Source organism: Draconibacterium sp., assembly GCF_041583095.1.
Lineage (GTDB): Bacteria > Bacteroidota > Bacteroidia > Bacteroidales > Prolixibacteraceae > Draconibacterium.
In genome coordinates, this window is record NZ_JBFHGM010000285.1 from 1 (window position 1) to 6,431 (window position 6,431).

At 40.9% G+C, this 6,431-nt stretch carries 7 protein-coding genes; 6 read left to right on the forward strand and 1 reads right to left on the reverse strand.

Annotated features, from left to right (window positions below):
• The first annotated feature begins 86 nt into the window (after positions 1–86).
• Both rnc and ABZB17_RS19135 read left to right on the forward strand, forming a co-directional pair.
• The gene (gene rnc / locus ABZB17_RS19130) at positions 87–818 is read left to right on the forward strand and encodes a ribonuclease III (protein ID WP_372652600.1); all 732 of its coding nucleotides are present in this window, start codon (positions 87–89) and stop codon (positions 816–818) included.
• 63 nt (positions 819–881) lie between these two features.
• A complete protein-coding gene (locus ABZB17_RS19135; protein ID WP_372652603.1) occupies positions 882–1,568 on the forward strand; it encodes a lipid-A-disaccharide synthase N-terminal domain-containing protein in 687 nt (228 codons plus the stop codon).
• A 221-nt stretch (positions 1,569–1,789) separates the two neighbouring features.
• Here the strand turns inward: ABZB17_RS19135 and ABZB17_RS19140 are convergent, their stop codons facing one another.
• The gene (locus ABZB17_RS19140) at positions 1,790–2,170 is read right to left on the reverse strand and encodes a MotA/TolQ/ExbB proton channel family protein (protein ID WP_372652605.1); all 381 of its coding nucleotides are present in this window, start codon (positions 2,168–2,170) and stop codon (positions 1,790–1,792) included.
• Between the two features lie 218 nt (positions 2,171–2,388).
• Between ABZB17_RS19140 and ABZB17_RS19145 the strand changes: the two genes are divergently transcribed.
• The 4 genes from ABZB17_RS19145 to ABZB17_RS19160 form a co-directional block, all read left to right on the forward strand.
• Positions 2,389–3,474: a sensor histidine kinase gene (locus ABZB17_RS19145; RefSeq protein WP_372652608.1), complete on the forward strand. Its 1,086-nt coding sequence runs from the start codon at positions 2,389–2,391 to the stop codon at positions 3,472–3,474.
• On the forward strand, positions 3,474–4,172 hold the full coding sequence (locus tag ABZB17_RS19150) for a LytR/AlgR family response regulator transcription factor (protein ID WP_372652610.1): 699 nt from the start codon (positions 3,474–3,476) through the stop codon (positions 4,170–4,172). The genes ABZB17_RS19145 and ABZB17_RS19150 overlap by 1 nt, the downstream gene beginning before the upstream one ends.
• A gap of 53 nt (positions 4,173–4,225) precedes the next feature.
• Positions 4,226–5,110 (forward strand): cation diffusion facilitator family transporter, encoded by an 885-nt coding sequence (locus ABZB17_RS19155; protein ID WP_372652612.1) that lies wholly within the window; start codon positions 4,226–4,228, stop codon positions 5,108–5,110.
• A gap of 110 nt (positions 5,111–5,220) precedes the next feature.
• The coding region (locus ABZB17_RS19160) for a beta-N-acetylhexosaminidase (protein ID WP_372652615.1) at positions 5,221–6,431 on the forward strand (1,211 nt) is incomplete at its 3' end.

Genomic DNA, 6,431 nt, shown 5'->3' on the forward strand with positions numbered 1-6,431 from the left:
AAAGGGAAATCAATGTAGCTATTAGCAATACATTTGGTTTTGGTGGACATAATGCAACAGTAGTTTTTAAAAAACTATAGTACACTGTGGTTAGAAAAATAGTACAACGAGTAAAACTCTTTTCGTCTGATCGAAAAGAGTTTTATTTGTTTTTAAAAGATCTTTTAGGATTTTACCCCCAAAATTTACGTTTATACGATCTTGCTTTTATTCATAAGTCGGCATCGATGGTCGATTCGCAGGGCAATTTTGTTAACAACGAACGATTGGAGTACCTCGGCGATGCCATTCTTGGTGCTGTTATTGCCGATTTTCTCTACAACCGTTTCCCTCAGGAAGACGAAGGTTTTTTAACCAAAACCCGGTCGAAACTGGTAAACCGTGCCATCCTCACGCAGTTAACGCACGAAATGGGATTGCATGTTTTTATTGATTCGAATACCACAAAAAACATCGATAAAAGCCACATTTACGGCGATGCGCTTGAAGCGCTGATCGGTGCCATTTATCTCGATAAAGATTATAAAGCGGCTAAGTTTTTTGTTACCAAGAAAATCCTTCCGCAATTTGTTGATCTGAACGAAATTGAACAGGCAGACTCGAATTTTAAAAGCCAGTTGATTGAGTGGAGCCAGAAAAACAAACGGGAAATAGAGTTTGAAACCACTGAAGAAACGGACGAAAAGATTAAGCAGCCCCGATTTAAAGCGGTTGTTAAAATCGATAATAAAAAGGCTGGCGAGGGTGTTGGAACCTCTAAAAAAGAAGCACACCAAAAAGCAGCGCACGAAACATTAAAAAAGCTCGAACAGCTTTAATATCTCCAATGCTCACACAGCTTATTCGTTACGTTTATTAAATTTGCCTCGCAATAACAATACATGGAAGGCATTTTAATTATAGGACTTGGATTTTTTGCCCAGGGATTATTCTTTATCCGCACCATCGCGCAATGGTTTAAATCGGAAAAAGAAGGTGAAGTAATATCGCCTGTTATTTACTGGCAGATTAGCCTGGTGGCGTCTATAATGATGCTGACTTATGGAATTCTGCGCCACGATTTTGCCATTGTAATGGGTCAGTCGCTGGTATACGGAATTTACATCCGGAACCTGCAGCTTAAAAATGTTTGGACCAAAATGTACTGGGCCATAAAAGTTCTTGCATTGGCTATTCCTGTTGCGTATTGGGTTTGGCTGCTTACATCGGGCAGTTTTGCCAACATCCTGCACAACGAAGACGTGTCGCTTTTCTGGATGATTTGGGGAACCGCCGCGCAAGTAGTATTTATCTCTCGCTTTTTTTACCAGTGGATTCACTCCGAGAGTAAAAAGGAATCGTACTTCCCGCTGGGATTTTGGATTATCAGCACTTGCGGCTCGTTAATGATTTTCACCTATTCAATCATCCGACTTGATCCGGTTCTTTTTGCAGCCCACAGTTTGGGACTGTTTACCTACATGCGGAATATTGCTTTGCATTATGGCAAAAGCAGTTTATTCGAAAGGCTCAACAAAATTCCGGTGCTAAACAAGGTTATCGGTAAGGTTTCGGATAAAATAAAGTAGCCTCATTTTCAATCACTGTTACCGTATATTTCAAAGAAAAAATACAGCCGCCACCTAAGCCCCCAAAAAGGGAGGAATGAGACCGTCGTAAGAATCAAGGCCCTACTTCTATTCATCAACCAAAAGTCCCCTATGTGGATTCAGGGATCGAAAAAAGCTGATAAAAAAAAGCAGGTCTTCCGAAGAAAGCCTGCTCTAATTATTAAGCTGAATTACTTTGTTTAATTGTTTCCAGTCATTTTCAGTTTCATAAATTCTTTTAGCACATAGTAGATCGGTAAGGAAACCACCAGCACTATTAGCCCCCAAATGGTGCTGTAAAAGCTAACAATCGCTCCGCCCATCACCATCTCAGGCGAAATATCAGCAGCTGCCCTTATCGCCTCCAGTGCCTGTACAATTCCAATAATTTGCGACAGTACACCCAATGCTGCGGCAAATAATCCGGCCATTCGAATCAAGCTCACCAGTTTCAAATCATAATGCTTTTGCACAGCCATCTGATAAATTTTAATTCCGGCTACTACCAGCATTAACAAGCCCATTAAAGTTATTACTCCCATAAACGGGCCACCTGCTTTATGAAATTCTAAAAAGTTCATGATCATTAATTTTAAAGTTTACACCGGCAAGCTACTGCACTTTCTGTAGTTAGTAAGAATTTAATCGTTTAACAACCACAAACCAACGCTCAGTAACAATTTCCGGTGAGGATAACTTATCCTTCGGGTTTTAAGTTATTCATCTTCATTTCTGTGATTTTAGACGATAATAATAGGTTAATATAAAAATCCTCGATAATTTACGTATTAATTGTGTTATGACCGATAAGATCCAATATATAATAACCCGGGTAAAAAACTCGAAGTACATCCGACCTGCCTACCACGTAGCATTTTGGATACTGGTTGCCTGCTTCTACTTTTTCATGTTTAACTGGAATAGTGCTTTTCGCGAGGCAACCATTATTTTCTCGGCCGGGTTGCTGCCGGTGGCTATTTTGCTCACCTACTTTTTTAACCACTTTTTAGTGCCGCGCTACCTCTGGAAAAAACGCTATGGGCTGTTCCTGCTCTACAGTTTTTTTACCTTGCTTACGGGTGTTTGGCTTTCGTTACTAATCGTGTTTTATGCACTCATTTATATACTAAACAATAAAGCAATTATCGATCCGTCGGTGCTTCGGCCTGAACTACAGGTTATTTCGCTGAATTTTATAGTGTTTTTTGCCATTGCGGTTAAACAGATAAAACGTGCCTTTTTTATTCAGCAGGAAAAGAACGAGCTGGAACATAAAAAACTAAATACCGAATTGAAGTTGAAAGAAGCTGAACTGAAGTTGTTAAAAGCACAGATTCATCCGCATTTTCTGTTCAACACGCTGAATAACCTCTACGGGCTTACCATTGAAAAATCGGATGAAGCACCGGGGCTGGTGCTGCGTCTTTCCGATATTCTGGATTATATACTTTACCGCTGCAACGAACAAAAGGTTTTGCTTTTCGACGAGATTCTGAACCTGAAGAATTATATCGAAATTGAAAAGTTACGCTACTCAGAGAAATTAAGCATAACAACTGATTTTCCCCAAGAAACCAATAACCTGCAAATTGCACCACTGCTTCTGCTGCCATTTGTAGAGAATGCGTTTAAACATGGTGTGAGCCACAATCCCGGAACGGCAAATATTAGCTGCAGTTTAAAAACACGACACACTTCCGTGGTATTTAAAATCGAAAATTCAAAAAATCCGGCGAAACCACACATTAAAAACCTGTCGAAAGGAATTGGCCTGAGTAATGTAAAAAAACGACTGCAGTTACTTTACCCCAAAAAATACAAGTTGGAAATCGACGAAAAAGAATCCACTTTTTCAGTAACTTTAGCATTAGAATTAGCTGAATAATGTACCGCTGCATCATCATAGACGACGAACCCATTGCCATTCGGGTAATCCGGAACCACCTGTCGGTTTTTACCGATTTCGAGATTGTTGCCGAGTGTAACAACGCGTTGGAGGCAATGCCCGTTCTGCAAAAGGAAAACATCGACCTGCTGTTTTGCGATATTCAGATGCCTCAAATTACGGGAGTTGATTTTATCCGATCGCTGGTGCACCCGCCCAAAGTAATTTTTACAACAGCCTACCGCGATTATGCCATCGATGCATTTGAGTTAAACGTGGTCGATTACCTGCTAAAACCCATTTCGTTCGAACGTTTTACCAAGGCCATTAACCATTTTCTGGTGTTGCAAACAAGTTCAAACGAGTCGGTATCGTTTGAGCAGGAAACCCGCGATTTTATTTTTCTGAAAGCCGATAAGAAACATCATAAAGTAAATCTTACCGACATCCTGTATTTCGAAAGCCTCGGCGATTATGTAATAGCCTACACAGCCGACCAAAAAATTGTAACCAAGGAACGCATCAGTCATCTCTCTGATTTACTTCCCGCCAAATGGTTTCTGCAAATTCATCGCGGTTATATCGTTTCTGTCGATAAAATTGAATCGATTGGTGCGGGGTTTGTCGAAATTAAGGGCAAAAAACTACCTGTTGGCCGCTATTACAAACCCGGTCTTCAGAAACTATTGTCGCAATAAACCTTTCCGTTTTTAATCTGTTTTACCTACTTTTAAACCACATACCATACCGGATGCAAAACAACAGGTACATATTTCGTGAAGGCTGGATATCCATTATTGTCAACACCCTGCTTTTCGGCTTAAAATACTGGGCTGGAATTGTAACAGGATCGGTGGCTTTAATTGCTGATGCCTGGCATACACTCACCGACTCCGTTTCATCGGTAATTGTTTTAATCGGCGGAAAGATTTCGAGCAAACCGGCCGACGACGATCATCCGTTCGGTCATGGACGTGCAGAACACATTGCTGCCATTATAATAGGGGTTTTGCTGGCAATCGTTGCTTTCGACTTTGTCCTGAAATCGGTAGATAAGTTTGGCACACGCGAACAAACCGTTTTCGGAACCCTTGCCTGGGTGGCTACCATTATTTCTATTATTTCCAAGGAGTTACTGGCCCAATATGCCTTTTTCGGATATCGGAAAACCAACTCAACCATTTTAAAAGCTGATGCCTGGCATCACCGTACCGATGCGCTTTCATCGGTTATTATATTGATTGGTATGCTTGTAGGTAAGTATTTCTGGTGGACAGATGCTGTTTTAGGTTTTATTGTTGCCATTATGATTGCTTATGCCAGTTTCGAAATCCTGTCGAAAGAAATCAAATCACTTCTTGGCGAAAGTCCTTCTGACGACTTATTGGAAAAAATTCATAAAACTGTTGCCCTTAATTGCACAATCCGGGTTAACCTGCATCATATACACCTGCACCACTACGGCAACCACACCGAAATGAGCTGCCATATAAAACTTCCCCCGGAAATGACACTCTACGAAACGCACGAAATCTGCACAAAGATTGAGAAAGCCATCAAAAAGGAATTTGGTTTTATCACCACTATCCATCCTGAACCACTTAACGATAATCTCAAAACATTTGAACGCTTTTAAAGCAGAATTTCACCCAAAAATATATTGGGCAAAAACATATCGAGTTAGCTTATAAATTAAATTTTTTCCATATTTTTATCATCTATTTAAATTTTTTAAAAACTAACTAAATGAGAAAGATATCAGTTTTGTCAATTTTTGTAATCCTCTTATCTATGTTTCAATCCTGTTCCGAGAAAGTTGAAACCGATCTTACAAAAACGGCTTTTATACCAAAACCAACAAGTGTAACTGCCACGGGCGATGGCTTCAACCTTAACAAGGCCGGCGTAATTTATGTGCAGGCAGGTAGCGAAGGAGTGCTTCGTTCGGCTGAGTTACTGGCTGAAAAAATCAATCAGCTTACCGGGGAATTAATTACCGTAAAACCAACTACTACTCCCCCTTCGAGAGAGATTTATATTTCGAATGTCGACAACGGACACTTAAGTGAACAAGGTTATGAGCTGAACATTAAAAAACATCTGATTTCAATTCAGGGAGCCGACGCTGCCGGATGTTTCTTTGGCATTCAAACCCTGTTGCAAACATTACCTGTTGAGGCCGATAATTCACAGCCATTATACGTACCTACCGGAATTATTACCGACGCACCGGAATACACCTTCCGTGGAGCCATGCTCGATGTTTCGCGTCACTTTTTTAATGTTGAAGAAGTAAAACAATACATCGATTTTCTGGCCATGTACAAAATGAATGTGCTTCACCTGCACTTAACGGATGACCAGGGCTGGCGAATTGAAATTAAGTCGTGGCCAAAACTTACCGAAATTGGTGGTCAAACTGAAGTTGGTGGCGGCGAAGGAGGATTTTATACACAGGAACAATATAAAGAATTGGTTCAGTACGCAGCCGATCGCCAGATTATGATCGTTCCTGAAATTGATATGCCGGGACATACCAATGCAGCACTTGCATCGTACGCAGAGTTGAATTGCGACGGCAAAGCCCGCGAGCTTTATACCGGCACTGAGGTTGGATTCAGTACACTTTGCACCGACAAAGAAATTACTTACCAGTTTATCGACGAAGTTATTCGCGAGTTGGCTGAAATAACTCCCGGCCCTTACATCCATATTGGCGGCGATGAATCGCATGTTACAGCGCACGACGACTATGTGTATTTTGTAAATAAAGTTCAGGACATCGTAAAAAAACACGGTAAAAAAATTATTGGCTGGGACGAAATTGCCAACGCCAAATTAATTGATGATGTTACCGTACAATTCTGGGCCGATGTTAAAAACACTACTATGGGCGTTGAAAAAGGTGCGCAGGTATTAATGTCGCCGGCAGCGCGCGCTTACCTCGATATGCAGTA

What these genes read in the sequence shown, in the direction of transcription:
- ABZB17_RS19140 (WP_372652605.1), bottom strand. Translation starts at nt 2,170, where the DNA reads ATGAACTTTTTAGAATTTCATAAAGCAGGTGGCCCGTTTATGGGAGTA.
- ABZB17_RS19135 (WP_372652603.1), top strand. Translation starts at nt 882, where the DNA reads ATGGAAGGCATTTTAATTATAGGACTTGGATTTTTTGCCCAGGGATTA.
- ABZB17_RS19155 (WP_372652612.1), top strand. Translation starts at nt 4,226, where the DNA reads ATGCAAAACAACAGGTACATATTTCGTGAAGGCTGGATATCCATTATT.
- ABZB17_RS19145 (WP_372652608.1), top strand. Translation starts at nt 2,389, where the DNA reads ATGACCGATAAGATCCAATATATAATAACCCGGGTAAAAAACTCGAAG.
- ABZB17_RS19150 (WP_372652610.1), top strand. Translation starts at nt 3,474, where the DNA reads ATGTACCGCTGCATCATCATAGACGACGAACCCATTGCCATTCGGGTA.